The sequence below is a fragment of the Streptomyces sp. A5-4 genome (assembly GCF_051131715.1).
Taxonomy (GTDB): Bacteria; Actinomycetota; Actinomycetes; order Streptomycetales; family Streptomycetaceae; genus Streptomyces.
In genome coordinates, this window is the sequence record NZ_CP178591.1 from 7,340,762 (window position 1) to 7,365,347 (window position 24,586).

25 protein-coding genes are annotated in these 24,586 nt (G+C 69.2%); 4 read left to right on the forward strand and 21 right to left on the reverse strand.

The features are described from left to right. Window positions 1–29: 29 nt before the first annotated feature. The 4 genes from ACLLJJ_RS34500 to ACLLJJ_RS34515 all read right to left on the reverse strand — a co-directional run bounded on the left by ACLLJJ_RS34500 (window position 30) and on the right by ACLLJJ_RS34515 (window position 3,724). Window positions 30–920 carry an aminoglycoside phosphotransferase family protein gene (locus tag ACLLJJ_RS34500; RefSeq protein ID WP_434598473.1) on the reverse strand — a complete coding sequence of 297 codons (891 nt, stop codon included), beginning with the start codon at window positions 918–920 and terminating at the stop codon, window positions 30–32. Window positions 921–1,073: 153 nt separating this feature from the next. Continuing rightward, window positions 1,074–2,246 (reverse strand): GNAT family N-acetyltransferase, encoded by a 1,173-nt coding sequence (locus ACLLJJ_RS34505; RefSeq protein ID WP_434598475.1) that lies wholly within the window; start codon window positions 2,244–2,246, stop codon window positions 1,074–1,076. Between the two features lie 12 nt (window positions 2,247–2,258). Next, window positions 2,259–2,804, reverse strand: coding sequence for a MaoC family dehydratase (locus ACLLJJ_RS34510; protein WP_434598478.1), 546 nt, complete (start codon window positions 2,802–2,804; stop codon window positions 2,259–2,261). Beyond that, window positions 2,801–3,724, reverse strand: coding sequence for an HpcH/HpaI aldolase/citrate lyase family protein (locus ACLLJJ_RS34515; RefSeq protein WP_434598480.1), 924 nt, complete (start codon window positions 3,722–3,724; stop codon window positions 2,801–2,803). The genes ACLLJJ_RS34510 and ACLLJJ_RS34515 overlap by 4 nt, the downstream gene beginning before the upstream one ends. Window positions 3,725–4,007: 283 nt before the next feature. On the opposite strand from ACLLJJ_RS34515, the gene ACLLJJ_RS34520 reads away from it, so the two are divergent. Together ACLLJJ_RS34520 and ACLLJJ_RS34525 are read left to right on the forward strand one after the other, a co-directional pair. Next, complete coding sequence (locus ACLLJJ_RS34520) at window positions 4,008–5,102, forward strand: helix-turn-helix domain-containing protein (protein WP_434598483.1); 1,095 nt, start codon at window positions 4,008–4,010, stop codon at window positions 5,100–5,102. A gap of 21 nt (window positions 5,103–5,123) precedes the next feature. After that, window positions 5,124–5,729, forward strand: coding sequence for an HD domain-containing protein (locus tag ACLLJJ_RS34525; protein WP_434598485.1), 606 nt, complete (start codon window positions 5,124–5,126; stop codon window positions 5,727–5,729). Between the two features lie 134 nt (window positions 5,730–5,863). Here the strand turns inward: ACLLJJ_RS34525 and ACLLJJ_RS34530 are convergent, their stop codons facing one another. The 15 genes from ACLLJJ_RS34530 to ACLLJJ_RS34600 form a co-directional block, all read right to left on the reverse strand. Next, complete coding sequence (locus ACLLJJ_RS34530; RefSeq protein ID WP_434598487.1) at window positions 5,864–7,141, reverse strand: MFS transporter; 1,278 nt, start codon at window positions 7,139–7,141, stop codon at window positions 5,864–5,866. 71 nt (window positions 7,142–7,212) lie between these two features. Continuing rightward, window positions 7,213–7,773 (reverse strand): DUF6624 domain-containing protein, encoded by a 561-nt coding sequence (locus ACLLJJ_RS34535; protein WP_434598489.1) that lies wholly within the window; start codon window positions 7,771–7,773, stop codon window positions 7,213–7,215. Between the two features lie 142 nt (window positions 7,774–7,915). Beyond that, the gene (locus tag ACLLJJ_RS34540) at window positions 7,916–8,080 is read right to left on the reverse strand and encodes a hypothetical protein (protein ID WP_434598491.1); all 165 of its coding nucleotides are present in this window, start codon (window positions 8,078–8,080) and stop codon (window positions 7,916–7,918) included. 453 nt (window positions 8,081–8,533) lie between these two features. Next, entirely contained in the window at window positions 8,534–9,769 is a 1,236-nt protein-coding gene (locus ACLLJJ_RS34545) for a cytochrome P450 (protein WP_434598493.1), read from the reverse strand. 98 nt (window positions 9,770–9,867) lie between these two features. Further along, complete coding sequence (locus tag ACLLJJ_RS34550; protein ID WP_434598495.1) at window positions 9,868–11,076, reverse strand: acyl-CoA dehydrogenase family protein; 1,209 nt, start codon at window positions 11,074–11,076, stop codon at window positions 9,868–9,870. A 52-nt stretch (window positions 11,077–11,128) separates the two neighbouring features. After that, window positions 11,129–11,656 (reverse strand): GAF domain-containing protein, encoded by a 528-nt coding sequence (locus ACLLJJ_RS34555; RefSeq protein WP_434598497.1) that lies wholly within the window; start codon window positions 11,654–11,656, stop codon window positions 11,129–11,131. Then, entirely contained in the window at window positions 11,653–12,270 is a 618-nt protein-coding gene (locus tag ACLLJJ_RS34560; protein ID WP_434598499.1) for a GTP-binding protein, read from the reverse strand. Before ACLLJJ_RS34560 ends, ACLLJJ_RS34555 begins: the two co-directional genes overlap by 4 nt. Next, entirely contained in the window at window positions 12,248–12,586 is a 339-nt protein-coding gene (locus ACLLJJ_RS34565) for a DUF742 domain-containing protein (protein WP_434598500.1), read from the reverse strand. The genes ACLLJJ_RS34560 and ACLLJJ_RS34565 overlap by 23 nt, the downstream gene beginning before the upstream one ends. 31 nt (window positions 12,587–12,617) lie before the next feature. After that, window positions 12,618–13,076: a roadblock/LC7 domain-containing protein gene (locus tag ACLLJJ_RS34570; RefSeq protein WP_434598502.1), complete on the reverse strand. Its 459-nt coding sequence runs from the start codon at window positions 13,074–13,076 to the stop codon at window positions 12,618–12,620. A 48-nt stretch (window positions 13,077–13,124) separates the two neighbouring features. Then, window positions 13,125–14,585: a hypothetical protein gene (locus ACLLJJ_RS34575; protein ID WP_434598503.1), complete on the reverse strand. Its 1,461-nt coding sequence runs from the start codon at window positions 14,583–14,585 to the stop codon at window positions 13,125–13,127. A gap of 61 nt (window positions 14,586–14,646) precedes the next feature. Then, a complete protein-coding gene (locus ACLLJJ_RS34580; RefSeq protein ID WP_434598505.1) occupies window positions 14,647–15,102 on the reverse strand; it encodes a hypothetical protein in 456 nt (151 codons plus the stop codon). Between the two features lie 118 nt (window positions 15,103–15,220). Then, entirely contained in the window at window positions 15,221–15,733 is a 513-nt protein-coding gene (locus tag ACLLJJ_RS34585; RefSeq protein WP_434598507.1) for a DUF6302 family protein, read from the reverse strand. Continuing rightward, on the reverse strand, window positions 15,730–15,951 hold the full coding sequence (locus tag ACLLJJ_RS34590) for a hypothetical protein (protein WP_434598509.1): 222 nt from the start codon (window positions 15,949–15,951) through the stop codon (window positions 15,730–15,732). The genes ACLLJJ_RS34585 and ACLLJJ_RS34590 overlap by 4 nt, the downstream gene beginning before the upstream one ends. Window positions 15,952–16,119: 168 nt before the next feature. Continuing rightward, on the reverse strand, window positions 16,120–17,943 hold the full coding sequence (locus tag ACLLJJ_RS34595) for a glycoside hydrolase family 15 protein (protein WP_434598510.1): 1,824 nt from the start codon (window positions 17,941–17,943) through the stop codon (window positions 16,120–16,122). A gap of 395 nt (window positions 17,944–18,338) precedes the next feature. Further along, window positions 18,339–18,812, reverse strand: coding sequence for an ATP-binding protein (locus ACLLJJ_RS34600; RefSeq protein WP_434598512.1), 474 nt, complete (start codon window positions 18,810–18,812; stop codon window positions 18,339–18,341). A gap of 1,571 nt (window positions 18,813–20,383) precedes the next feature. Here ACLLJJ_RS34600 and ACLLJJ_RS34605 point away from each other — a divergent pair. Then, on the forward strand, window positions 20,384–21,241 hold the full coding sequence (locus ACLLJJ_RS34605) for a hypothetical protein (protein ID WP_434598514.1): 858 nt from the start codon (window positions 20,384–20,386) through the stop codon (window positions 21,239–21,241). On the opposite strand, the gene ACLLJJ_RS34610 is transcribed toward ACLLJJ_RS34605, so the two are convergent. Continuing rightward, on the reverse strand, window positions 21,132–22,481 hold the full coding sequence (locus tag ACLLJJ_RS34610; protein WP_434595814.1) for an ISL3 family transposase: 1,350 nt from the start codon (window positions 22,479–22,481) through the stop codon (window positions 21,132–21,134). The genes ACLLJJ_RS34605 and ACLLJJ_RS34610 overlap by 110 nt on opposite strands. A 361-nt stretch (window positions 22,482–22,842) precedes the next feature. On the opposite strand from ACLLJJ_RS34610, the gene ACLLJJ_RS34615 reads away from it, so the two are divergent. Next, a complete protein-coding gene (locus ACLLJJ_RS34615; protein WP_434598516.1) occupies window positions 22,843–23,751 on the forward strand; it encodes a phosphotransferase family protein in 909 nt (302 codons plus the stop codon). Window positions 23,752–24,144: 393 nt separating this feature from the next. Here the strand turns inward: ACLLJJ_RS34615 and ACLLJJ_RS34620 are convergent, their stop codons facing one another. Next, window positions 24,145–24,477, reverse strand: coding sequence for a hypothetical protein (locus tag ACLLJJ_RS34620; RefSeq protein WP_434598517.1), 333 nt, complete (start codon window positions 24,475–24,477; stop codon window positions 24,145–24,147). Between the last annotated feature and the right edge of the window lie 109 nt (window positions 24,478–24,586).

Genomic DNA, 24,586 nt, shown 5'->3' on the forward strand with positions numbered 1-24,586 from the left:
GTCCGCCCCGGGTCCGCGTGCGGTTCGGACTACGGCCGGTGGGCGGCCATCCGGTCGAGGACGAGGTGGCCGCGTGCCACGAGCTCGTCGCGGTCCTTGGCCAGGCCGTTGCGCAGGTAGGACACGCCGAGGCGGACGGTCAGCAGCTGCAGCAGCCGGTTCTCCTCGGCGGTCAGCGGCCGGCCGTAGCCCGTGAAGTACGCTTCGCGCAGCTCCGGGCGGACTGACCAGATGGCGCCGAACAGCCACACGAACTCGGATGCGGCGACGCCGTGCGCGGCGGTCGCGAAGTCGATAAGGCCGTGGCGGCCTCTGTCCTCGTCGTACAGCCAGTTCCGGGTCTCGTAGTCGCCGTGCCGGTAGACCAGCGGCAGACCCTCGGCGAGGCCGGCGAGCTCTTTCGAGGCCGCCTCGACCAGGGCGAGCCGGTCGGCGGCCAGGTGCGACGCGACGTCCTCCAGGCAGTCGGCGGCCTCGCGGGCCTTGTCCTCCATGTCGGAGCGCACCGCGGCGCGGTCCGCGTCCGTGCCGGGCGCGGATGCGTCGTGCCAGCGGCGCAGCAGCCGCCCGGCCACCTCGTACAGGTGCAGCTCGGTGCTGGTCTCCAGGGGCAGGTCCCGCACGACGCGGCCGGGCAGCGGCGAGCTGAGGATCGCTCGCAGGTCCGGGTTGCAGGCCAGCAGCCGCGGCGCTTCACTCTCGCCCAGGTGCGCCGCGGCGAAGGCGTATCCGGCGACTTCGCGCTCGAATTCGAGGGCGCTGGGGCTGATCTTCGCGTAGGCGTCCCGGTCCCCTGCGCTCACGCGCCATACGAGGGAGGTGCTGCGCGGCCAGGAACGGTCCTCGTTCGCGTCCAGGCCGGGCAGGTGGAGGGCGACCCAGTCGCGCAGCTCGGGCGGGAAGGGCTTGGCGGTCGTCATGACGGTAGGTCTCCGAACGGGCGTGGGAGCGGGCGGATTCGGTGGAGCCGTGCGCGCGGTTGCGCGGGGCGGACCGCGGTTCAACTGGTCGTCTCCTCGCTGGTGCTGCCGGTTCAACGGTCGGACGGTGAGCGGGGTGCGCGCCGTCGGGAGTCAGAAGTAGTCGGCCAGCCAGGGCTCCCGGTCGGCGGTGGCGGCCAGCAGGCGGGCGAGGACGGAGCTCTCCCCGTGCAGGCCCGCCAGCGCGGCGGCGGCCGGGCTGCGGTAGCCGCCGGCGTACCAGAGCGCGAACTGCCCCCCGGTCAACGTGACGTCGGCGCTGCGGCCGCGTACGCCGCCGGGGGTGAGGCGGGCGCGGCCTGCACCGATGCTCAGGGTGTGCCGGCTGAAGCCGGCGCCGTCCGGGTCGGCGAGGTCGAGCACGAGTTCGTCGTCCAGGTGCCCGGGCCAGCCGCGCAGCTCGACGGCGCGGGCTGGGTCGAGAACCCGCAGCATCCACGGATGCCAGGATCTCGCTGTCGCCGTGCCGACGCTCGACAGGCGCTGGTGCAGCAGCGAGCCGGGCGGCAGGCCGGTGCGCTCGAACATCACGGTGGGGACGCGGCCGTGGTGCCGGCCGAGGAAGGCGAGCATCGCGTCGGCGGCCGGCCCGTCGGCCGCCCAGAAATCGTGGACGACCAACTGCCGGCCACCCGGGGTGCGCTCCGTCGCCACACTCAGGACGCCACTCGGCTCCCGCCCGTGTTCGGCGAACGCGTAGGTCGCCAGGTCCGGGTGCGCCTCCTGCTGCCAGGAGCCCCACCAGGCGGGGCGCTGCCACGGTCCGTTCCACCGCCCGGCCAACCGGTCGCGTACTTGGCCCAACTGCGCGGTGTCGCCGTGGGTGATCTTCATCGTGTCTGCGGCGGCCTGCTGGAGGGCGGCGGTCGGCACCGTCCAGGAGAACACCTGCGCCGGTGCCTCCCAGCCCAGCCGCCGCACATAGCCGTTGGAGGCCGTCCACAGCGTGGCGAGGACCGCACCCTTCTCCTGCAACACACGCACCCGCTCCTGAACGAGGCGGGCCGCGAGGCGGCCGCCGCGCTCCTCCGGGGCGACGCAACCGCAGCCCATGCTCGCGGCGGGCACCGGCCTGCCGCCGAACCACTGCGGCACCAGCAGGCCCATGCCCCCGGCGACGACCCGGCCGCCGCGCACCGCCACCCGGCGGTCCGCGTGCGGGCCCAAGCGTGTGATGTCGGGCACCGGCTGCCCGTAGGCACGACGGGCGAGAGCGCCGTACTCCTCCCACCGGCCGTCGTCGGCCTCAACGAACTGAACGTCCACGGTCCGGCTCCCTTAGTAGCCGGTGACGTCGCGGACGACGTCCGGGTCGACGGGGACGAAGAAGGTGCGGGTGCCGGTGACGGCCAGGTCGCCACGCTGGTTGAACCCCTCCACCCGGCAAGTGACGATGCCTTGGTCGGGGCGGCTGCCCGAGCGGCGGGCGGACAGGACGGTGCTGCGCGCGGACAGGGTGTCGCCGACGTGGACGGGCACCATCCAGCAGACCTCGTCCAGGGCGAGATTGCCGGTGGTCATACCGCTGGTGGAACGGACCGTCATGCCGAGCACGACGTTGAGGGTGAGCATTCCGCACACCAGTACCTGCGGCTGCCCGGTGCGGCGGCAGTATTCGGTGTCGGAGTGGATGGGCGCCTCGTTGCCCATCAGCGCGAGGACCTGCACGTGTTCGGCCTCGGTCACCGTCCGCGCCGGCCGGTGCTCGATGACCAGGCCGGGGGCGAGGTCGGTCAGACCCAGGCCGACGACCTCCCGGATCCGGCCGTCCTCCACCGGGCGGAATCCGGCCGGGACGTACGGGGGCTGCTTGTTCTCCATCATCGACTCGCTTTCGGAGCGGGGGCAGTGGTGAGGGCAGGGCTGTGGCCGGCCCGGCGGACGACGGCGAGGGCGGCCTCGACGAGGGGCGGCCCCACCATCGCGCCGCCCGCCCTGGTGACGCCGCCGCCAGCCCCGGCGGCTGCGGCAAGCACCGCGCGAGCGCTCTCCAGCTCGCGCGGACTCGGAGCGAACGCCTGTGCAATGACGAGAAGTTGGTTCGGGTGGACAGCCACCTTGCCCGCGAAGCCCAGCTCGACCGCCTCCAGCGCTTCCCGGCGCAGCCCGTCCTGGTCATCGAGGGAGAAGTACGGGGAGTCCACGGCCGGGATCCCGGCGGCGGCTGCCGCGGTGACGAGCTGCGAGCGCGGGTACCACATCGCCCGGGACGTGATCCGGCACCCAGACGCCGCCGCGTAGTCGGCGGCGCCGAACAGCACCCCCGCCAGACCCGGGGTGCGCACGATGCCGGGCAGGCCGACGATCCCCTGCGGGGACTCGATCAGCGCCCAGACCTGAGTCGCCGCGTGCGCCTTGCGCACGGCCCGCACCACGGCCTCGATGACGCAACCCGACTCGGCCTTGGGCACCACGACGAGGTCCGGCCACAGACTTCCCTCGGCCATCGCGGCGACGTCCCGCAGGCCCTCGGCACCGTCCACCGAGTTGATCCGCACGCCCAGCAGCGGCCCCCCGGCAGCCTGCGTCCGCGCACCGGCGAACGCGAGCACGGCTGCCCGGGCATCGGCCTTGGCCTCGGCCGGCACCGAGTCCTCAAGACCGAGCAGCACGATCTGGGCGCCGGAGCCTATTGCCGTGTCGAACCGCGCGGGCGTGATGCCGGGAGTCACCAGCCAGGCCGGACTGCTGAACCCGGCGGACGCGGGCTGCGCGGAGCACGCCCGAACCAACGAAGACTGCATGTCGGATCTCCTCTCGAACATTCGACCGGTTCGGTCGGTACCCGAACGAGCACGACGGACCGGAAGCAGGAACACGGGGGCGGACAACGACGCCCGGACGGCCGGACGTAGAGCGGGGTCGGCAGAGCGCCGAACCCCCAGTCGAAGTCCCGAACCGCAACTGCGGTCCGGCCCGCCGAACTAGCCTAGGAAAACGGCGTGGTGATGAAGACTCACTCCCGGTACGGGTTTGCCCGCGCCGGCGGACGCAGGGTCCGGCCGGGGGCGACCGGAGGGAACCGCCATGGGGACCGGGAGCCGAAGCCGGGCGGAGATCGGTGTGATCTCGGGGTTCGTCCTTCGGATGCTGCGCGAGAGCATCCCCCTTCCGCAGACCGGCCTGGCCGAGCACCTGGGCATCGACCTCGGCACCCTCCAGGGCTGGGAGAGCGGGCGCCGGCCGCTCGGCAACGTCCGCACGATGGACCTGCTGCAACTGCGCCGCACCATGGCGCTCCTGGGCGCCGACGGAGTCCTCCTCGGATGGCTGGACGCCGCGATGGACGCCGAACGAATCCTCACCGCCGTTCTGCGTCCGCTGGGCAACCCCGCCGACCACCCCCTGGCGGGCTGGGTGCAGTCCCGAGAAACCGCGCACCTGGTCGCCTGGGCGGTACGCGGCATCACCCCGCCAGCCCTGCGGGCACGCGCCGCCCGGTCGCGCCGCGGCCCCGCCCCGGCCGGACCCCAGCTCGGGTCCGCCGACCGGGCAGACTTCTTCACCCACCTGCGCCGGACCGCGGAGAGCGCCGACCGGGCAGGGGAGCGCGGCCTGCTCCTGCGCCGCCAGAGCCTCTACCTCGCGTCCTACGACCCGGCCCCCGACGCCGAGGACTGGGCCGAGCAGGCGCTGCGCACCATGCGCCCTGCCCTGGCCCTGCGCGACTACACACCGCGGTGGATCGAGGCCCGCACCGCCGCGACGGTCGCCGCCCGCCAGGGCGACCCCGCGCCCTTGCGCGACTTCGTCGAGGCCTTGGCCAGGGATCAGCACAGCGAGCTCGCCAACCTCGCGTACTGGGGCTACTGGCTCGGATCCATGCCGCCCACCCAACCGGACGACGGGTTCCTCCACCGGCCGGACCCGGCCGCGTGGAATGCCTTGCACCTGTTCCAGCAGCTGGTCGGCTCGCTCCACGACGCGCCAGGCACCCTCGACCTGTACGTGCACTCCCTCCACACCCTGCTCAGCCTTCATCCCTGGCTGCCGCTGGCCGACCCTGCCGCCGCCCGGCACCTGCGCGAGCGGACGGCCGAACTCCTCGACGCCGCCTTCCCCTCCCCGGTATCGCGGCGCGACCTCGAATCGGTCCACTACCGTCTCCAGCAGACGAATTGACGCACCGCCAGGAGACACCACGTGCCCGAACACACGCCCACAGACGCCGAGACCGCCGCCACAGCCGCCCTTCTCTTCGAAGCCGGCGCCCTGCGGAACCAGACGCGCACCGGCTGGCCCTACGACGGCGTTCCCATCTCTGCCACCGAGACCGTCGCCGAGCACAGCCACCGCACCACCGTCATCGGCGTCGCACTGGCCGCGATGGAGGGCGCCGATCCCGCCCGCACCGCCCTGCTGTGCGCGCTCCACGACCTCCATGAGACCCGTATCGGCGACCAGACGCCGGTCACCCGCCGCTATGTCACGACCGCCGACCCGCGCAAGGTGACCGCCGACCAGGTGGCCGGCACGCACCCGGCCGTCGGGAGCGCCGTGGCGCTGGCCGTCGAGGAGTTCGAAGCCGGTGAGACTCCCGAAGCCAGGTGTGCCCGCGACGCCGACAAGTTGGACTGCCTCTACCGGGCTCTGGAGTACCGGATCATCGGCTATCGCACCGACGGCAAGATCGAAAGGTGCAGGGCCGCTCTGAAGACCGGTTCCGCCCGCAGCCTGGCGGACGCCGCCGCTGAGATGGATCCGGCCCAGTGGCAGCGCACCCTGCTCGACGCACCGGCCGCACTCTGAGCCGCCCGCAACCGGCACGGCACCTTCCTCCGGTTTGACGTCGGTGACCGCCAGCAGCACCGGACATCGGCGGCGGCCCGACCCAGCCCCCGCTTCACAGCACTGGGCCTCCCGGTTCGCGTCGTCGGTCAGATTCATCGGACGGTCCCTCCGTCCTTGGCCATCAGGGAGCGGACGGGAGAGCGCCACAGCGTGGCTGCGGACAGGAGCAGGACGAGGATGCCGGTGAGCATGACGGCGCGGACGCTGGTGAGCGCGGCGAGAGCTCCGGCCGCGAGGGCCGCGAGGGGGCGGCCGCCGTTGATCAGCCACAGCGCGGTCTGCTGGACGCGTGCCCGCAGACGTGGCGGGCTGTTCCACTGCTGCACGGTGCGCTGAGTGGTGCCCACGCACGTGGCTGCGGCGTAGTGGCCATACCCAGCAAGGGTGAGAGCCGGGAGCCAGGCCGGGCCCGGTGTGGCGACGAGCGGCGGGACCTGCATCAGGGCGTGGACGATGAACCCCACGGCAAGGACGGTGCCGGAGCCGTAGCGCTGGACGAGGCGGGGTGCGATGAGGGCGCCGGTGAGGCCGCCGAGACTGCTCGCGGCAATGATCAGGCCGAGTCCGGTCGTGCCCACCCGCACGGTGGTCAGCAGGTGGTAGGACAGCAGGGTGGTAGTCAGTCCGCTGCCAATGCCGGTAGCTGTCAGGGTTAGGAACAGGGGTCGCAGCACACGGTCGCTGGCGGAGTAGCGGAGGCCCTCGCGGATCTCTTCGAGCATCGGCCGCCGGGCCACCCGTGCCCGGCCGGGCACGGGCAGGGCCCGTAAGCGGACCGCGCAGCATGCTGAGACGACGAAGGACACGACGTCGGCGATCAGCGCGCGGGCGGGACCGGCCACTGAGACGAGGACAGTGCCCAGGGCGCTCCCGGTAACGCCAGCGGTAGTGATGACGGCGGCGAAGCGGGCATTGGCTCGGTGGAGCTGTCCGGGGGCCGCCAGGAGAGGAACGGCGGCCATCGACGCAGCCGTGTGCAGTACCGACAGGGATCCCAGCGCCAGGGCGATGGAGTAGAGCAGCGGCATGGTCAGCACGCCGAGGAGGGCCGCGGCCGGAATCGCGGCGGCCACGGTCGCCGCCGCGAGGTCGGTGGTGACAAGGACGGCTCGTAGGGGGTATCGGTCGAGCAGCACCCCGGCGGGTAGGGAGACCAGCAGCGCCGGAACTGTCGTGACGAAGGCGAGGAGAGCGACCTGACCGGGTGTGGCGCCGAGGTAGAGGACCGCGAGGGTTGGAAGGGCAATATTGTGGACGGAAGATCCCGCATAGCCGATGCCTTCGCCTGCCAGCAGGAAGGCGAGGGACTCACCCTTGGGCCTGCCGCCGGGTCGTCCGGACGGACTGTGGGTCTCGGATGCTGTGGTCACAGAGGGAGCTCCGGGAGTCAGAGAAGGGGAACTGCACGGCAACCGACAGCCATCCGTGAGCGGGTCGAGTGTCAGGGCAGGCAAGCGCGGAGTCCGCGGGCTGCTTGGTGTTGGGTCCGTTCCTGTTTGACCGTGGGCAGTCCAATGCCGGCTCTGCGCTGGTCGACGACAGGCTCGGGATCCTCCAGCAAGTAAGGGAGGAGGGTGGCCGGGTCGATCTTTGTGCCCCAGCGCTGAGGCCGCCCCTCCTGAACTGCGCAGTGGTCCTCGATGTAGGCGCCGTGGATCGGATCACAGTCACCTGCGGCTACAGCGGAGACAATGCGAATGCAGCAGGCGTGGAGGAAGGGCAGGTCCAAGCAGTGGAGCAGAATCATCAGAGCGTTCAACGCCGCCCGGTCGCCGACCAGCGTGCCGGTGGGCCACCCGTGGGCTTCAACGATCTCTTTGAGCACGACACTGTTCCGGCCTCGTGTGATGGCAAGCGTGTGCGGTGCTCCCGAGACCTGTTGGCGCTCCTCGGCGATCATGTCGCGGAGTGACTCACGCAGGGCCGCGATCACCTCTGGGGTTGCCATGTTTCTCTCGATGGCTGGTGGACGCTCGCCTGCGGGGTCGTCGATGGAAGGCATGAGATGTACTCCGGAACGTTGTTGGACCAGCGAAGACCGACGGTGAGCCTCGGTCAGCGCGTTGTGGGCTGGGGGCGAACCTTCGAGTCGACCGAGTCGTTGCGCGCCGCTGGAGGACTTGCCGCGGCACGATCTCTCCTGGTCAAAGTCGGGTTGCGTCGAGGGCCAGGTGGAGGAAGCCGCCAACCGCCCGAAGTCGGCGGAGCTCCTGCTCGTACGTGGCGTCGCAGGAGGAGTTGTCGACCCGCGAGGCGGCGACAAGGCCGTGTATCTCGCCGTGGCGCAGGGCCGCGTAGGCACGGGCCAAGGCGAAACGGGCCTCCGGATCGCTCTGCCAGGCGTCGTCGATGAAGGTCGCGGTGACCTCGAAGCCCGCTCGGCGGGCGTGCGCGAGCGCCCATGCGCGTCGACCGGCGGCACTGTTGGCGTCCCTGACCAGGATGTACAGCGCGACCTTGGGCCGGTCGGTGATGCCCTGCGGTGAGCGACCGCAGGATGCTCACGCGCAGCGCGCTCAGCCAGCGGGACCGCTCAGCAGCCGCTACCGCCGCCAGGCCCACGAAGAAGGCCCACCCGCCTTCCGCCGCGGCCACGGCGCCAACCGTGCTCTTGGGCCGACGGCCGACGGCCTCCTGGGCCAGGGGCACGGGCACGACGGCGACTTCGAAACCGGGGCCCACGGACAAGGCGCATCCGCTATGGCGCACGAACAGAGCGGCGCGCTCCGTCTCGGGCCGTAACGCGTCGGCCGGACAGGTGGTCAACTCGCCCTCCCCGCCGTCGCGCCCGGGGTCTGGGCGTGCGTGGAGTGCGGGGCTTCCTCGACGGTGACCGGCACGCAGGAGTAGCCGCGCAGGAGATTGTTCAGCACCGGCTCGGGGTTGCCGGCCGGGGTGATGTGGGTGCAGTGGGCGGCCAGGGAACGCAGCAGTGCGCGGGCCTGCAGTACGGCCAGCGGGATCCAGGCACAGTGGTGGCGCCCGCCCCCGAAGGCGAGGTGCTGATCGACCTGGGCGCGCCGGATGTTGAAGGTGTCGGCGTCCGCGCCCCACCGTCGCTCGTCGCGGCCGGCCGACCCGTAGAGCAGCCACACCTGCTCGCCGGCGTCGATGTGGATCCCTCCCACGTCGACGGGCCGGCTGGCCAGGCGCCCGAACCCCTGTATGGGCGTCTCGAGTCTCAGCGCCTCGTGGAAGGCGGCTTCCGACAGGTTGGGGTCGGCGCGCAGGGCAGTCCACTGGCGGGGGTGCCGGGCAAGCTGCTCGATCGCGCCGGTCAGGCCCAGAATGGTGGTGTCCATGCTGGCGGCGGTGTAGGCCGAAGCGAGGGGGACGGCGTCGGCTTCGTCGATCTTCCCGGCATCGACGGCGTTGAAGATGGTGTTCATCCACGAGCCCGGGGTGACGCTGTCCCGCGTGACGTGCGCGCGCAGGAACTCGGTCATGGCCCCGGCTATCGGGAGCGCCTTGTCGTAGCGGTCGTTCTTGGGGCTGAACACGTCGAAGGTCGCTGGGGCGCCGGTCAGCAGACGGTTGCGGGTCTCCTCAGGCAGGCCCATGACTCTCATGACGTTGTCGGCCACGTACTGGCCCACCAGGGCGGCCGCGTCGAAGGTGCCGTGCTGGGTGTGCTGGAGGACCAAGGCGTCGGCGCGCGCCACGATGTCCCGACGCGTCCGAAATATGGCGCGGGGGCCGAGCTGGCGGGAGAGGACCCGGCGCAGCCGGTTGTGGGTGTCGCCGTCGGAGGCAAGGACCGTGCCGGACAGGATCTGCTCGTTGGCCAGCGCGGTCAGGGCGACGCCGTCCTGGGAGCTGAATCCGTCGGAGTCCTGCTGGATGCGCCGGACGTCCTCGTAGCGAGGTATCGCCAGTACGCCGTGGAGCTGGAGGTAGACGGCGGGCGCCATGGCGCGCAGCGCCTCGTAGGCCGGGTAGGGGTCGGTGAGGACCCGGTCGTCGAACAGGTCGAGGGAGCTGGTGGGGGCAGTGGGCATGGTGGTCCTCCGGTCCGGAGTCAGGCGAAAACGGGCCATGTGGCCGCGTACTTGCTGTATCGATCACCGCGAGGGTGCTGGAGCCGGACTCGCCGGAATCAGGTAAGAGCCGAGCGGGCCTGCTCTGGTGCGAGCACGGCGGACAACCGATGCGACCACTGGCCCTTGCTCTGGCCGAGCGCGACCTCGGCGAGGCGCAGCAGCTGGATGTCCGAGGTGCCGGCGGGGGCGAATATGTGGTGTGCGTCGCGCAGGTAGCGGCCTATGGGGACGTCGTCCATCAGCCCGGCCGCAGCGTGGACTTCCATCGCGGCCCGGGCGGAGTCCAGGGCCAGCTCGACGTTGATCAGCTTCGCGTTCATCAGGTCGGGGTCGCAGCTCGCGCCGGTGTCCAGGAGGTGGGCGGCGTGGTAGGCAGCGAGTCGGGCGGTCATGACGCGCGACTGGATCTGCCCGATCTTGAGCTTGATGTTGGGCAGCTGGTGCAGCGCGTTGCCGTAGCGGACGCGCTCGCTGGCGAAGGAGGAGCTCTGTTCCAGGATCGCCTGGTGGATGCCCAGGGCGACGGCGGTGAGATTGGGGCGCCCGTACAGGACGCTGGAGGAGTAGGCGACGTCCAGGCCCTCTCCCTCCCGGCCGAGGCGGTTGCCGACCGGGATTCGGCAGTCGTGGAAGTGCAGCTCGCCGAAGCTGAACCCGTGGAGCCCGAGGGTCCGGCCCGGCGGGGGCAGGGTCAGGCCGGGCCGGTCCGCTTCGACGAGGAAAGCGGTCAGGCCCGCGGAGCCCTCGCCGGTGCGGGCGACGACCCCGTGGAGGTGTCCGATGTGCGAGTTGCCGATGTAGATCTTGCGGCCGTTGAGGACGTAGTGGCGTCCCTTGCGCCGGGCGGTCATCTGCATGCCCAGCACGTGGCTGCCGGCGTCGGGCTCGGTGACGGCGATGGTGGGCAGGCACGAGCCGTCGGCGATCGAGGGCAGCCACGTACGTTTCTGCTGCTCGCTGCCGAAATGGATGATCTTCGCGACGCCGAGCTGGGAGGCCTGAACCATGGCGCCCATCGCGCCGCTGACCCGGGACAGCTCCTCGATGATGATGGTCTTGGCGAGATGGCCGGCCCCCATGCCGCCGTAGGCCTTGTCGACGGTGACGCCGATCCATCCCTGGCGGGCGATGTCCGACGCGAGCTCGATTTCGATCCCTCCGGTGCGCTCCATGTCCGCCACGCGCGGCGCGACCTTGGACTCCGCGAAGGCACGGACCTCAAACCGGAGTTGGTGGTGGCGTTCTTCGAGATAGACGTCGGACATGGTGTGGGCTCCCCTCCCTGTTGGCTCGTGGCGTACGGCGTGCGAAGACGGGTTACGGCTGGATGCCTGCGCGCCGGTAGAGGAAGTTCATGACGTCGTCGCGTCGCTGCTTGATGAGTGCCAGGGAGCTCCGGCCGGTGCTCAGATCCCGTTGCACCGGGCCCACGAAGCACACGGTGCCCAGCACTGTGTCGCCGTGGAGAAGGGGAGCCCCGGCGTAGGTGCGGATCCCGATGAGGTCGACGACGGTGTTGCCCGCGAACCGCGGGGAGGCGAACACGTCGGGCAAGACCAGAGCCATTTTGCGGTCGACGACCTCGGGGCAGAAGCCGTGATCGAGGGGCATGCTGCGGCCGACGGTCGGCAGTTCGCTCTCCTCGCCGGGGGTGTGCAGCCCGAAGAACTGCTGCTCGGCTCCGAAGATGTTGACCATCGCGTAGGGGGCGTCGGCCTCTTGGGCCAGTTGCGTGGCGAACGCGTCGAGCTCCGGTTCGGGGCCGGACAGGCCGAGGGCTCGCAGGAGTGCGTCCCGTTCGGTCTGGGGGGCATCGAGGTGTGGGACATCAGCGGAGAAGGTCATACGAGAGCTCCGGAGGTGAGGTGAGGGCGGCGCCGAAGACTGTGTTCGACGAGTCGGATCAGGACGGTCGTGGCGGATGCGCGCTCTCGGACATCGCAGGTGAGAACGGGTACCCCGGGGTCAAGCTCAAGGGCCTGACGTACCTCGTCGGGTGTGTAGCGGTAGGCGCCGTCGAACTCGTTGATGGCGACGACGAAGGGCGTCTGCAACTGCTCGAAGTAACTGACCGCGGCGAAGGAATCGCCCAGGCGCCGGGTATCGGCAAGGACGACCGCTCCGACCGCTCCGTACGAGAGGTCCGACCAGGCGAACCAGAAGCGCTCCTGCCCCGGTGTGCCGAACAGGAAAAGGATCATGGGGTGTGGCGGGTCGGCGAACGTGATCCGGCCGAAGTCCATGGCCACGGTGGTGGTGGTCTTGTTCGCCACTCCGGTGAGGTCGTCGATGCCACGGCCGGCGTCGGTGAGGACCTCCTCGGTCGTCAACGGTGCTATCTCGCTGAGCGTGGCGACCATCGTGGTCTTGCCGACGCCGAAGCCGCCGGCCACCACGATCTTCAGCTCCGCCAGGGGAGCCGCCGCGCTCCCAGGCTCAGAGCCGACTGCGTAGGCCATGAATCAATGCCTCCAGTAGCTGTACGTCGTCATCAGGCGTGGCTCCGTAGGGATTGGCCAGAGCCAGCGCATCGCAGTCGAGAAGGTCTCCGATCAGCACCTTCACCACCTGCACGGGCTGGCCCAGCCGGGCGGCGAGCTCGGCAACGGGGCGGGGGACGCCGCTGCAGTGCAGCAGCAGCGCCTCGCACTCGGGACTCGGGAGGAGGGCCGCCCTAGGGGCGGCCGGGCGGGTGATGAGGCAAGTGGTGAGGTGCAGCAGGTGGTTGGAGTGGGTTCGGCCTCCAGTGATCGTGTAGGGGCGGACATCCTCCAAGGAGCTGTCGTTCCAGCCGCCGGGCGCCACGTCACATCCCCGACCCGCTGAAGGAGTTGGGCCGGGCCTGCACGACCAAATGCTCGTCAAGACCCCTGATGAAGGTCTCCATCTCGTAGCCGACCTGACCCGCGTCCGCGCCGGGAGCGGCCACGACGGCCAGGACGGTGTTCACCGCCCTGTCGTCCGTGAACTCCGCGCCCGCACTCATCACGAAGAGCCGGCCGCCGTCATGCTCGACGACCACCTGGCGGATCCCGCCCGCGGTGTTCTTGAACTGCTGCCGCCCGAGCGAGTACAGCCCGGAGATGACGGCCGCCAGGCTGTCGGCGTCGTCGGGCGACTGCTCGGTGAAGGCCAGCTTCAGCCCGTCACCGGAGCTGAGGAGGGCACGGGTGGCCCCAGGCGCCCTTTTGAGAAGCCCCTCAAGCAGTCCACTGAGGTGCTCGCGCGCGGAGGTGCCCGTGGTGGGGTTGCCGTCGGTGTGCATGGATGTCTCCTGGTCGGGGGTGGGAGGGGCGAGGGGACAAGGGGTGTCTCAGGACTCGGGCGGATGGGGGGCGGGGGTGTCCGTGGACGGCCTGCGGGACAGGAAGCTCGCCATCAGGCCGCCGGTTGCGTTTCCTGCCGGTGCCTGCTGGGCGGGAAGCGGGACCCGCGTCCCGGCCTCGCCGCGACGCGGCAGGGGCGGTCGGCCTTGGTTCTGAGCGGGCAACGCCGAAGGGGACGCTTCGCCCGGCAGGGCAGGTGGGATGCGCCGAGGCAGTTCGGCCGTCTCGTCCGGGCGCGGTACCGCGGGTGCCCGCCGTGCGGGGCCGGACGGCATGGAGAGACGCGAGTCATGGGCGGGGGGCCTGTTGTTCAGGTTCTGCATGTCGGGGGAGACAAGCAGATCCGGCGGGAGGAGCACGACGGCCTGGGTCCCGCCGACGATGTTGGGCGCCAGCTGGATGGTGATCTTGTGGCGCTTCGCGAGGAGGGCGGCGACCAGGAGCCCGATCCTGCCCTCACGGAGGCGGGCACGGGGATCTTCCGTCTCGGGGGCGGCCAGCAGACGGTTGAGAGCTTCCCGCTTCCGCTGCGACATGCCGGCACCGCGGTCGAGTAGTTCGATTGCTATCCCACCGCCGGCCTGATGGGTGAAGACCTCCACTCTGTCGCTGGAGAAGGCGGTGGCGTTTTCCATCAGAGCGGCGAGCAGGTGCACCACGTTCGGACTGACGTAACCCGGCAGCGCGGCGGCTGTGTGTTGGGACGGCGCCACGCGCACGCGCTGGTACTCGGGAATTTCCGCGACGGCGCGCCGGATTGCCGTGGCCAGCATGACGGGCGCGCTGTCACGCGAAGGAGTGTTGCCGCCTAGGACCGCGAGGCTTTCGACCGCGCGTCGAATCTGGGTGAGCAGGTGATCCACGCGGAAGAGCTCGGCCATCAGTTCCGGGTCTTCAATGTTCCGCTCGACCTCGGAGATCACGGTGATGCTGCGGTTGACCAGGCTCTGCAGACGAGGAGAGATCGATTTGAAGATCTCGGCGAGTTCGGCCTGGGCGTTGAGCTTCTGGTGCTGGCGGGACGCGGCCGCCATCACCGTCCGCCACGACTCCTCGAAGGCCTGCTTCAGGAGGGCAACCGCGTCAACGCGGACGTCCCCGGTGCGGGACGGGGCGGTGGCGGGTGCAAAGTTGGTGTGCGCGACGCCCTGTTCAGCCTGCTCGGCCGCCCAACGTACGCTCTGCCGGCCTTCTTCAATGGCAGCAATGACTGCTTCCAGAGTCCGCAGGGCGTCATCACGCTCCCCGCGGACTTCATCTCCCCGCGTCAGGCTCCGGCGAGCGGACAGTGCACGCGCTCCCGTCCACCACAGAACGCAGGCGGCCCCGGCGACAGCTATAGCCATGGAGACTGGGGCGGGCAACACGTCGAAGTCGTCGAGCAGCCAGCCACCGGCCACAGCCGCTCCCGTGAGAGCGCTGGCGGTGAAGGCGGGCGGAAGGTCCACGCTGTCGCCTGCGTGCGCGCGTCGGCGTCGGCTGGATCGAACCGAAACCTGGGCTACGTGATCAGACATGGCACATCTCCCGTACGCGAAGTCCCATCGGGTACCGGTCGACGTTGCGCATCTGGGCGCGCACCAGGCTGAGGCTGTCGTGCAGAGTCCGCCGGTCGGTCGTCGGGTATGCCAGCGATTCGGGCGGGGCGACCCAGAAGCGGTGGTGGCAAACCGACTGGGCACCCTGCCTCGAGCACTGCAGAGACGGCCCCGTGTCGCAGACCGAGTGCGCGGCCATCCACAGATCGGCGGTACCGACCTCGACCGGCACGAGCAGCCGTCGGTGGGTGATGCAGCACAGCAGCGGGCCGACCCGATTCCCGGAATCGATCATCACGTCGAGCGCGGCCATGCCGAGCCCCATGCTGACGCGGACAACATCGGTCTCACGCGGCAGCATGGCGGGCAGCGGGGTCTCGCTGAGGTGCAGTCGCCAGGCGTGGCGAGTGCTCAGTAGGGAACTCATCAGCTCTCCGGTCAAGACGGTGGTGTTCCGTCGGGTCTTCGTGGGAGCCGTTCTGGTGCCGCGCCGTAGCGGGGGTGGCCGGCACGGCACCAGAACGGGACGTGGCGTCGCGGGCGGCCTAGGGAAGGGCCAGCGCTGCGACGGTCGAACCGGTCTCGCGAGGATGCGAGTTTCGGCCGGGTGGTTGCTCGGATGCGGGAGGCCAGCGTCCCGTCTCCGTGCCGTGCCCCCTGTCGGCAGGTGGCCACGCGTGGTCAGCGAGTTCCTCGGCCAGAACGCGCAGGCCATAGAACTGGAGGCGTTCCTTCGGCCGGCAGAGCGCTGGCGGTTTGTCGCCCCATTCGACGATCGGGCCGCTGTGAGACAGCTGCGCGAACCCCGGCAGCCCTTCCAGCGCCAAAACGGCCTGGTGGGCAAAGGAGCCTTCGCCCATGTGCAGCTGGCCGCCTCGGCGAGTGGCTCCCGTCGGCACGGCAAGCAGCGGGGCCCGGAAGAGCGCCAATGCAACCGCGTCACGTAACAGCTCGAGGTGGACCAGACGCCGAGCCCAGTACTCGTAGTCGTAGGCGTGTTCCGGCAGGAGGAGCCGGGGCTTGGGAGCCTTGAGGGCGGACTCCGTACGGGTGCTCATGCGCTCGGCACCTCCCCACTGACCCGGGGCAGCGGCGCGGAGTAGACACGGCCCTCGCTGTTGCCGCGCCGGGCCCGGTGGAGACCCTCGGCCGGGCCGAAGCTCAGCGGGGGCACGGCCAGAACTCCGCTGTAACGGTGGTCGACCGGGCAGGGCCAGCACATACCGCGGCCGGAGTGGGGCGGCAGGATCAGCACCCACTCGTTCCCGCGGGCCATCGCGGCCCCCACCGGGTGCGGGTTGATGTGACCCAGCGGGGGGGAGGATCCGGCGGGTTGCTAGCTCGGGCATGGCCGCGGTGTCACAGCGACGGCCGATCTCGACAGTGACCGGGGCACCGGCGGTGATCGTGTCAGGGAAGAGGCCCGGGATCGTGGGCACCGTGTTCATGCGGCGATCACCGACACAGCCGCCCGCTCCAGCTCGCTCATCAGGACGGCGCTCTCGATCAGGCCGATCATCGAGAACGCCTGCGGGACATTCCCCAGCTGCCGGCCGGAGGCCACGTCGTATTCCTCGGCGAGCAGGCCGACGTCATTGCGCAGCGCGAGCAGCCGCTCGAACAGGTCCCGGGCCTCCTCCAGTTGGCCGGTGAGCGCGAGGGCGTCGACCATCCAGTAAGAGCAGAGCAGGAAGCTCCCCTCGTCACCGGCAAGGCCGTCGACGCCCACGTGGTCGCCGTCGGTCGGGTAGCGGTGGACCAGGCCGTCGTCCGTCGCGAGCTCGCGGCGCACCGCGACGATCGTGCCGATGACCCGCGGGTCATCCGGCGGGAGGAACCCGGTGCGCGGAAGCAGCAGCAGAGCCGCGTCCAGTTCAGTGGATCCGTAGGACTGGGTGAACGTGTTCCGCTCGGGGTCGTAGCCCTTCTTGCACACCTCGGCGTGGATGGCGTCGCGGAGCTCGGCCAGCTCGGCCAGGTCGGCGTCGAGGACGCCAGCCTCCACGAGGCGAACCGTGCGGTCGACTGCAACCCACGCCATGACCTTGGAGTGCACGAAATGGCGTCGTCCGCCGCGCACTTCCCAGATGCCGTCGTCCGGTTCCTGCCAGCGCCGCTTGAGGTAGTCGACGAGCCCGAGGTGCAGGGTTGCGGTGCGCTCGCACCGGGCGATGCCATGCACATGGGCCAGATACAGCGTGTCGATGACCTCGCCGGGGACATCGAGCTGAAGCTGGTCGGCGGCGTCGTTACCCACTCGCACCGGTCTGGAGCCCTCGAACCCGGGCAGCCAGGGCAACTCCCGCTCGGGCAGATTCCGCTCGCCAAGGATCGAATACATGATCTGGGGGTTGTCAGGGTTGCCGGCCACGGCCCGCCGGAGCCAATGCCGCCACGCCTCGGCCTCCTGGCGGTAGCCGGTGCGCAGCAGGGCGGACAGGGTGATCGAGGCGTCGCGGAGCCAGGTGTAGCGGTAGTCCCAGTTGCGCATGCCGCCGATCGTCTCGGGGAGAGAGGTGGTCACCGCGGCGACGATCGCGCCGGTCGGCGCGTACGTCATGGCCTTCAGCGTGATCAAGGAGCGGACGACCGCACCCCGGTACGGGCCCTCGTAGGTGCACCGCGCCACCCATTGGCGCCAGAATTCCTCGGTGGCCCCTAACGCAGCCCAGGTGTCCGGGACTTCTGGTGTCGTGTGGTGGTGGGAGAAGTGCCAGCTAAGGGCAAACGTCACCGCATCGCCGGCGGCGACGGTGAACCGGCTGACCAGGGCGTCTTCCTTCTGGACAGTGTCCACAGAGGCGTCCAGCCAAAGCGCGTCCGGCCCGTCTATCGCGACGGTGCGGCCCTGATGTTCGTAGATCCAGGGCCGGTGTTTTCCGTACCCGAAACGTGGCCGCCATGCGGATTCGACCTCAACCGTGCCGCTGACCCCTTCGACGATTCGGATGAGCTGCGGGCTGTCGCCGTCACGAGGAGGCATGAAGTCGATGACACGAATGGTGCCGGTCGGGGTGTCCCACTCGGACTCGAGGATGAGCGAGTCCCCCCGGTAGCCGCGCCGATCCGCATCCGGGGCCTGAGCCCCGTCGGGACGGGCGGGGCCGATCTGCCAGCAGCCGTGTTCCTCGGTCCCCAGGAGGCGGGTGAAGACAGAAGGAGAGTCGAAGCGCGGCAAGCACAGCCAGTCGATGCCGCCGTCCCGGCAAATCAGGGCGGCCGTCTGCATGTCTCCGATGAGTGCGTAGTCCTCGATACGCCCAGCCATGGAATATCCGTCTCAGTAGGTGCGGGCGTTCCCAGAGCCTTGCGACGCAAGGCGGGGAACAGGGGTACGGAAGTGATTCGCGAGCGGTCAGTGCCACGAATCGCGGGAGCGACAGGCCTGAAGGCCGACGGTGCGAGTGGTCGCAGTCGGCGGCAGATGTTCACGGAAGATGGCCGCCCTCTGATCGACGTCGCCAGCAGCCGGGCCGAGCTGCATCACATGCCCCCGCAGCCTGAGCGCGAGGTCGTGGACGTTCTGATCGCTTTCGGGGAAAGGGGTGTCCTCGTCCAGAAGCGGGGCGATGTTTTCCCTGGTCGCGGCGACTACAGAGCGGGCACCGGCCGTCGTTCGGGCCACGTGCTTTCGTGAGGCCGCCCGGCTTAAAGTAGTGAGGCTCACTGCGCCTCCGGACTGGCCGGGACGCGCAGTTCCAACCAGACGATCTTTCCGCCTTCTTCGGGTGATTGGACGCCCCAACGGTCCGCGAAGGCGGCGACGAGGAGCATGCCGCGGCCGCCTACCTCGTCGTGCGTCGCTGGTCGCACGCGCGGCTTGGTGGTCGACGGGTCCCAGACCTCCAGCCGAAGCCGCTGGCCGTCGCAGGTGACCGTCATGGTGACCTCGGTGTCCGGGGCGAACCCGTGACATCCGTGTGTCACAGCATTGGCGACGACCTCATGCGCAGCCTGAACGGCTAGGTCTGCAACCTCGGCCAGGCCGGATTGCCGCAGCAGAGTGAGCAGCCCACGGCGTACCTGTGGGATCACCGCCCGCGCGGCCGGAAATGCAGCCGCCGCCTGGAAGCGACGGGGCGATGCCAACGCAACTACTTTCTCGGGAATATGGATGTTGAAGGGGGGATCCGCCACTGCACACGCTCCTCGGCCTGCGCCGTCGTGCATGACAGCGGCGCACGGCCGTGCGTCCGGCTGCTCCCGCGTCAAGTGGTGCACTTGGACTCCTTCTTCAGGTCCCGTGGGGGCCGTTGCCGGCTACAGCCCAGCCCGAGCGGGATGCGCAGGGCCGTCGTTTTGGCTGCACGCGGCGGGAGTTGGAGGACTTGTTTGCCTCATCACGGGGGAGCCGTGTTCGGAGCTCCCTTGTTATCCCGACGGACCTGATAGCCCTACGGAACGAGCTGCCGCACAGTTGGATAGCCCGGTGTGGCCCTTCATATCCGCGACGTCGGCTCCCTTTTCGAGAGGAACCTGAGTGCGAGCGTCAGACAGCGGGGCTGGGACAACGTCGTGCTGAGATGGAGCTTGGGGACTGGACTGACTGCCGACTGCCGACTGCCCCTCGGGCACGCTGGCGCTGACGGAAGCGGCTGCTTGTCCTTGCTGGTCGGCGCTGGAGGGCCCGGAGGCCACATACTCGATGACCCGCAGCGGCTGGGCTATTCCGGTTGAAAAATGTTGCAGGGCGCGCAAATCGCTGCCGCGGGTGAAGGTACGACCGTCGAGGAGTACGACGCGCTCGGGACAGTGGTTCAGATGCCAGACAGCCGCCTTGAGCATGACCTCGAAGAGATATTCGCTTTGCTCCGGAGAAGCGGTGATGTGGGTTGGCGGGAAGAGGTGCTCGCGCAGAAGTCCTTTGTCCAGAAGAACGCCAGCCAGTCGCGCGGCGAGCTCTTGAGCCAGGTAGGTCCTTGCCGGCGATGGGAGTCCTGCTAGCGCGACGATCACTGATTCCCCCAGGTGTAGCGAACATCAGCGTGCGATCCGGACGGGGCTGCGGTGACCATGCTTCTTTCCATTCCTGTATCCGCGAGTCGCAAGGTTCGCCGGGGGGCTCCCCCGCAGGCAACTGGCATAAATCACAAATCTGGTACTCGGGCCAGCCGAGTCCACAAACTGGGCGGCCGACTTTGAACAAGTCACAAATTTTTGACGCACAGTTGGCGAACGCTCACTAGGCTCACTCATGCAGAGCGAGGGGAGACAGGCACATGGAGCACCGCTCAACACCGCACGGACCCACCTGCGCGAAACGCATCCGGGAAGTACCTGCGAGCAAGACTCGAACAGTTGATCAAATTGCCCTGTTGATTCATGAGTGCTGCTCCGTCACCAGGCTGCGTGCGCAGCGCCTTGCACGGGGATGGACCCAGCGAGCAGCTGCCGATTACTTCCGACAGCTCGCACAGGAGACGGGCGCAGACCCTCCGCGCGCGGACAACGTCCAGCTGGGGCTTTGGGAGAATGGCCGTCATGAGCCTCGCCGGGCTGCGGTGGAGATCCTGTGCAGGCTCTATGAGACCGACCCAGTTGGCCTGGGCCTGGGCCCGCGCTACGACGTACGACTACCGAGCCAAATACTGGTGGCACCATCCCACCATCTGTCGGCTGAAGTTCAGCCCGCCCGGCACCTGGACCCGTTTGCGGATCGTGTCGACGCAGCACGCCGCTCAGTGGACCGCACCCTTGCAACTTCGAGCGTGAACACCACACAGCTAGATCTGCTTGACGAACGTCTCTTATGGGTCCGGCAGCAGTACGTCTACACCCCACCCGCACCGATGCTCCAGGTACTTCTCGACCACGTGGACGAGGTCAAGGACCTCGCCATCGACCGCCAGCCCGCATCAGTGCAGATACGGCTCTCGCAAATGACGGCGCTGCTCGCCACGCTCGTCGCTGACGCCCTCATGAAGCTGGGAAGCCTTCCTCGGTCCCGGGCCTGGTACGATACTGCGCGCACCGCGGCTGACGACAGTGGCAACGTCGAGTTGCGGGCGCGAGTGAGAGCGCAGGCTGCGATGCTGCCTTACTACTACGGTCCCCTGGAAGGTGCGATATCCCTCGCCCGGGAGGCCCGCCTGATCTCTCGCGCAAGGCCTATCGCAACCGGAGCTTTCGCCGCAGCCGCAGAAGCCCGGGCCTTGGCTCAGCGGGGAGACAAAGAGGCGGCTGAAGCAGCAATCCGGTACGCCCGCAGCGTGTTCGATCGGTGCGAGCCCGGGGCTGACAACGATGCCTTCGCTTTCCCACCCAGGCGCCTCCTCCTCTACCTGAGCGGTGCCTACACGGCGATGGCGCACACAAGCAAAGCCCGCGAAGTACAAGCCGAAGCCTTGCAGATGTACCCCGCGCGCACGGGAATCGATCCAGCGCTGCTCCACCTCGAGGCAGCGATCTGTCTGGCGCAGGACCGCAGTCCGACCGAGGCTTGCCGGGTCTTCGAATTTAGTGGGGGTGTGCTTCCCGTCGGCTGCGGCGCGTGGTTGCACAGCGTGAGCGCAGGCGTTGGTTCGCTCGGTTGCGGAAGCCGAAGGCGTTACGTGCTTCGAGCTTGATGAGGCGGTTGTTGCCTTCGGAGGCGGCGTTGGTGATGCCGGTGGTCAGGTAGGTCTCGATGCCGTCCCACCACTGCTCGACGGTTTCGGCGAGGGTGACGAGTTCGGGCAGGTGAGCGTGGTCGGCGACGTGGGCGAAGAAGCGGTGGCGTGCGGTGGAGATCGCGGAGGGGTCGGGGGTGACGTGCCGGCGCGTGACGGCCAGGCCCAGGAGGTCGCGCAGGAGTTCCTTTCCCTGCCAGGCCGCGTAGATCTGCTTCCCGTAGGTGCCCATGGACTCCAACTCGGCCTTGAGGAGGTCGCGTTGTTTGTCTGTGAGGTCTTCGTTGTTGCGGCGCAGGAGTTTGCGGACGGTGTAGATGCTGTCGCCCTTGCGGGCCCGGCGGCCGTGCTGTTTCCAGGTGAGGCGTCGGCGCAGGTCGGCGAGGTGGCGCTGGGCGAGTTGCACGATGTGGAAGCAGTCGACGACCACCCTCGCGTGGGGCAGTGCGCGGTGGATCGCGGCGCGGAAGGTGGAGCAAAGATCGATGGCGACGTAGCAGATCCGCTCGCGCCAGGCGGTGGGCTGGGCGCTCAGCCAGTCGGCGACCGAGGCCGCGTTGCGGCCCTCGACCTGCCCGAACAGCCCGCGTCCGCCGATGGCGTCGACGAACCCGATGTGCCAGGCGTCCGCCACCAGCTCCCACTTCTCGGTGTCCGGGTCCTGCTTCCACACCGGCTTGCCCCGCCGGGTCTCGTCGATCCCGATCGCCTCGGTCACCGGCGGGTCCTCGGGCAGAACCTCCGCGGCGTAGTGCTCGAAGCAGTGCTGGACGATCGGCCAGGACAGGCCCAGATCCCGGCCGGCCTGTACCACGGTGCGGCCGCCGTCGACCACTGCGGCACCAGCCGCTTCGCGCAGTGCGGCAGTGGTACGCATCCGGGCGGGCACCTGGGGTATCGCCTCGGTGAACGAGCCGCGCGCGCAGGCTACTTCGGTGCAGTGCCAGCGCGCCTTGCGCCAGCGGATACTCACCGGGCGCCCGCCGCAGGACAGATGTCTCGGGGCGGTGGTGCGGTAGTCCTTCAACCGCGTGGCGAAAACCCCGCACGAGGGGCAAGCCCTCGCGGAGTCCTCGCTCGTCACGACGTACACCGTCGATCCACCCGCTCCGTCGTCCTTGACCTTGGTCACACTCACCCCCTCCAGCCTCAGCAGTCGTGTCGCGTCCCTGTTGATCTCGGTATCGTGAGTGCTCAAGTCCGTGGGTTTTCATGATCGGTTGCGTAGAGAACAACCATGATCACGAAGACCTGCGGGCTTCTCGCGTCCGGGGCACCCGCACTGCAGGCCCATCACGGACGGTGACCAACCGTCAGGTCGTCACCGTCGCACCCCCACTAAATTCGAAGACCCGGCTTGCCAGCTCGCCGGGGCGACCTACTTGGGCGTCCTTCCGGCGCAGCGCACACCCATTCTCGAAGAGCGTGCTCGCCAGGTCATCGGGGTGCTCCCCCCTGCGGTAAGAAGCAGTCGAGCGGCGCGAGACCTGGACGAGATCCTGGCGTTGCCCCCAGGCCAGAGGTGACAGGTCGGCAACCGGTCAGCGAGCCTTGAGCCCATGACAGCACTGGCGCCGATCAATGGCGGATTCGAAGAGGCAGACATGCATCACGTTCTGGACCGCGCGTGTGCGGTCGCGGGACTCGATAGCTCCGGCGCGCGCTTGCTCCGCGGTCACACCAACGCCGTCATTTTGCTGGCCCACGCTCCCGTCGTAGTGAAGATCGCTCGTCGTGGGTCACGCTCGGCCGACGTCGAGCGCACGGTGCGGTTTGTCCGGTTCCTAATCGATCATGGCTTCCCCACCGTTCCCCTCTATTGCGATGCGATCCAGCCTGTCGTCATTGACGGACACCCCGTGACCTTCTGGGCGTATCTCCCGCAGCCAGATCACCCTGTCGCTGCAGCGCAACTCGCCAAACCGCTCTATGCCCTACACACGTTGCCTGTTCCGGCCTTGAGTCTGCCGCGCCATGACAACGTCCGAGCGATCCGCTTCTCGATCGCGGCCACCACCTCCCTCTCCAGGCGAACACTTCGCTACCTCACCGACCGAGTGGACCGCCTAGAAGCCGAACTGGGACAAGTCGAGTTCCTTCTGCCTGAAGGTGTCCTCCAAGGAGATCCCCAGCACCGCAATGCCCTACACGACGACAAGGGGGACGCAGTGCTCTGCGATTGGGACACAGTTGCCCTGGGGCAGCCCGAATGGGACCTGGTCACCGTCGAGGTCCACTGTCGCCGATTCGGCTATGGCCAGCCCCACTACCAGGAGTTCGCCGATTCTTACGGCTACGACGTAACGCGGTGGCCCGGCTACGCGACGCTCCGCGACCTGCGTGAACTTCGTATGATCACGACGAATGCCAGAAAGGCAATGCATGCCCCACCAAGCCTGGCAGAAGTCGAGCGCCGAGTTGCAGGACTGCGCGACGAGGCTGCGCAACTCCGCTGGAACATTTTGTGAGCGTCGTTTTGGAGGCTGTGCTTCCACAGTGCGGACGCACTGAAGCGAGGGTCTTCATCAGCGCTGCCAGGCCCGTCTCGCGGCACCGCCCAGTAACAGGGAGGCCTCCTGCACCGTGCAGTGCGCGAAGCAGTGACGGCCGGGCGCGCCTTTTCGAGGACACGTTGACGAAGCGGAATCGTGTTGCTTGCTTCTTGGCCCTGGCGGACGCTCCGAAGGCCTTGTGGACGTGGCCGGGAAGTGACCGTCGTGGCGGGCTGCTCGCCGAAAGGGTAAGTCCGGGCCCAGGCTTCGCTCCCCTGGCCCGGCCGACCCCTATCTCACGGGCCCCGCGTCCCCGGGGCCCGTGAGTAGTCATCTCTACCGGCCGGTGCCGTCGGACTTCTCACCGAGCTACGCGTCGTGCTGCCGGCGGAAGGCGTCCATCATCGCGGCGTGCGCCTGGTCGCTGGCCGCGAGATGAGCAGGTGAGGCCAGGTACGTCTGCAGCCCGTCGTAGACACGGCGCCGCTCGTTCGCCCATCGGCGACGGAAAGCGGCCTGCCGCGGGTTGACAGCACGGACCGCCTCATGGGCGACCTCGTCGTCCGGCGCCTCCATGCTGTACTCCAACTCCATGGCCGCCAGGACCTCCCGGCCCTGCGTACAGCCTTCCAGCCACGGCGTCAGCCCCAGGTGCTCCGCGAACATCAGCCGCAGCCGCTCCCGGCCACGCGCGCGGGCCACCAACCGTGCGAACCCCGCCGGGAACGCCGCCCGGGCGGGCGGAAGGGCCGTACAAGGCAAACGCCGGAGCCGCGGCCACCTCGGTTGGCTGTCCGGGGGCGTATCCCGG

Bases quoted from the DNA above. Each gene is read 5' to 3' on its own strand.
- ACLLJJ_RS34500 (WP_434598473.1), bottom strand. From the start codon at position 920: ATGACGACCGCCAAGCCCTTCCCGCCCGAGCTGCGCGACTGGGTCGCC.
- ACLLJJ_RS34510 (WP_434598478.1), bottom strand. From the start codon at position 2,804: ATGATGGAGAACAAGCAGCCCCCGTACGTCCCGGCCGGATTCCGCCCG.
- ACLLJJ_RS34515 (WP_434598480.1), bottom strand. From the start codon at position 3,724: ATGCAGTCTTCGTTGGTTCGGGCGTGCTCCGCGCAGCCCGCGTCCGCC.
- ACLLJJ_RS34520 (WP_434598483.1), top strand. From the start codon at position 4,008: ATGGGGACCGGGAGCCGAAGCCGGGCGGAGATCGGTGTGATCTCGGGG.
- ACLLJJ_RS34535 (WP_434598489.1), bottom strand. From the start codon at position 7,773: ATGCCTTCCATCGACGACCCCGCAGGCGAGCGTCCACCAGCCATCGAG.
- ACLLJJ_RS34545 (WP_434598493.1), bottom strand. From the start codon at position 9,769: ATGCCCACTGCCCCCACCAGCTCCCTCGACCTGTTCGACGACCGGGTC.
- ACLLJJ_RS34550 (WP_434598495.1), bottom strand. From the start codon at position 11,076: ATGTCCGACGTCTATCTCGAAGAACGCCACCACCAACTCCGGTTTGAG.
- ACLLJJ_RS34555 (WP_434598497.1), bottom strand. From the start codon at position 11,656: ATGACCTTCTCCGCTGATGTCCCACACCTCGATGCCCCCCAGACCGAA.
- ACLLJJ_RS34560 (WP_434598499.1), bottom strand. From the start codon at position 12,270: ATGGCCTACGCAGTCGGCTCTGAGCCTGGGAGCGCGGCGGCTCCCCTG.
- ACLLJJ_RS34570 (WP_434598502.1), bottom strand. From the start codon at position 13,076: ATGCACACCGACGGCAACCCCACCACGGGCACCTCCGCGCGCGAGCAC.
- ACLLJJ_RS34580 (WP_434598505.1), bottom strand. From the start codon at position 15,102: ATGAGTTCCCTACTGAGCACTCGCCACGCCTGGCGACTGCACCTCAGC.
- ACLLJJ_RS34585 (WP_434598507.1), bottom strand. From the start codon at position 15,733: ATGAGCACCCGTACGGAGTCCGCCCTCAAGGCTCCCAAGCCCCGGCTC.
- ACLLJJ_RS34590 (WP_434598509.1), bottom strand. From the start codon at position 15,951: ATGGCCCGCGGGAACGAGTGGGTGCTGATCCTGCCGCCCCACTCCGGC.
- ACLLJJ_RS34595 (WP_434598510.1), bottom strand. From the start codon at position 17,943: ATGGCTGGGCGTATCGAGGACTACGCACTCATCGGAGACATGCAGACG.
- ACLLJJ_RS34615 (WP_434598516.1), top strand. From the start codon at position 22,843: ATGACAGCACTGGCGCCGATCAATGGCGGATTCGAAGAGGCAGACATG.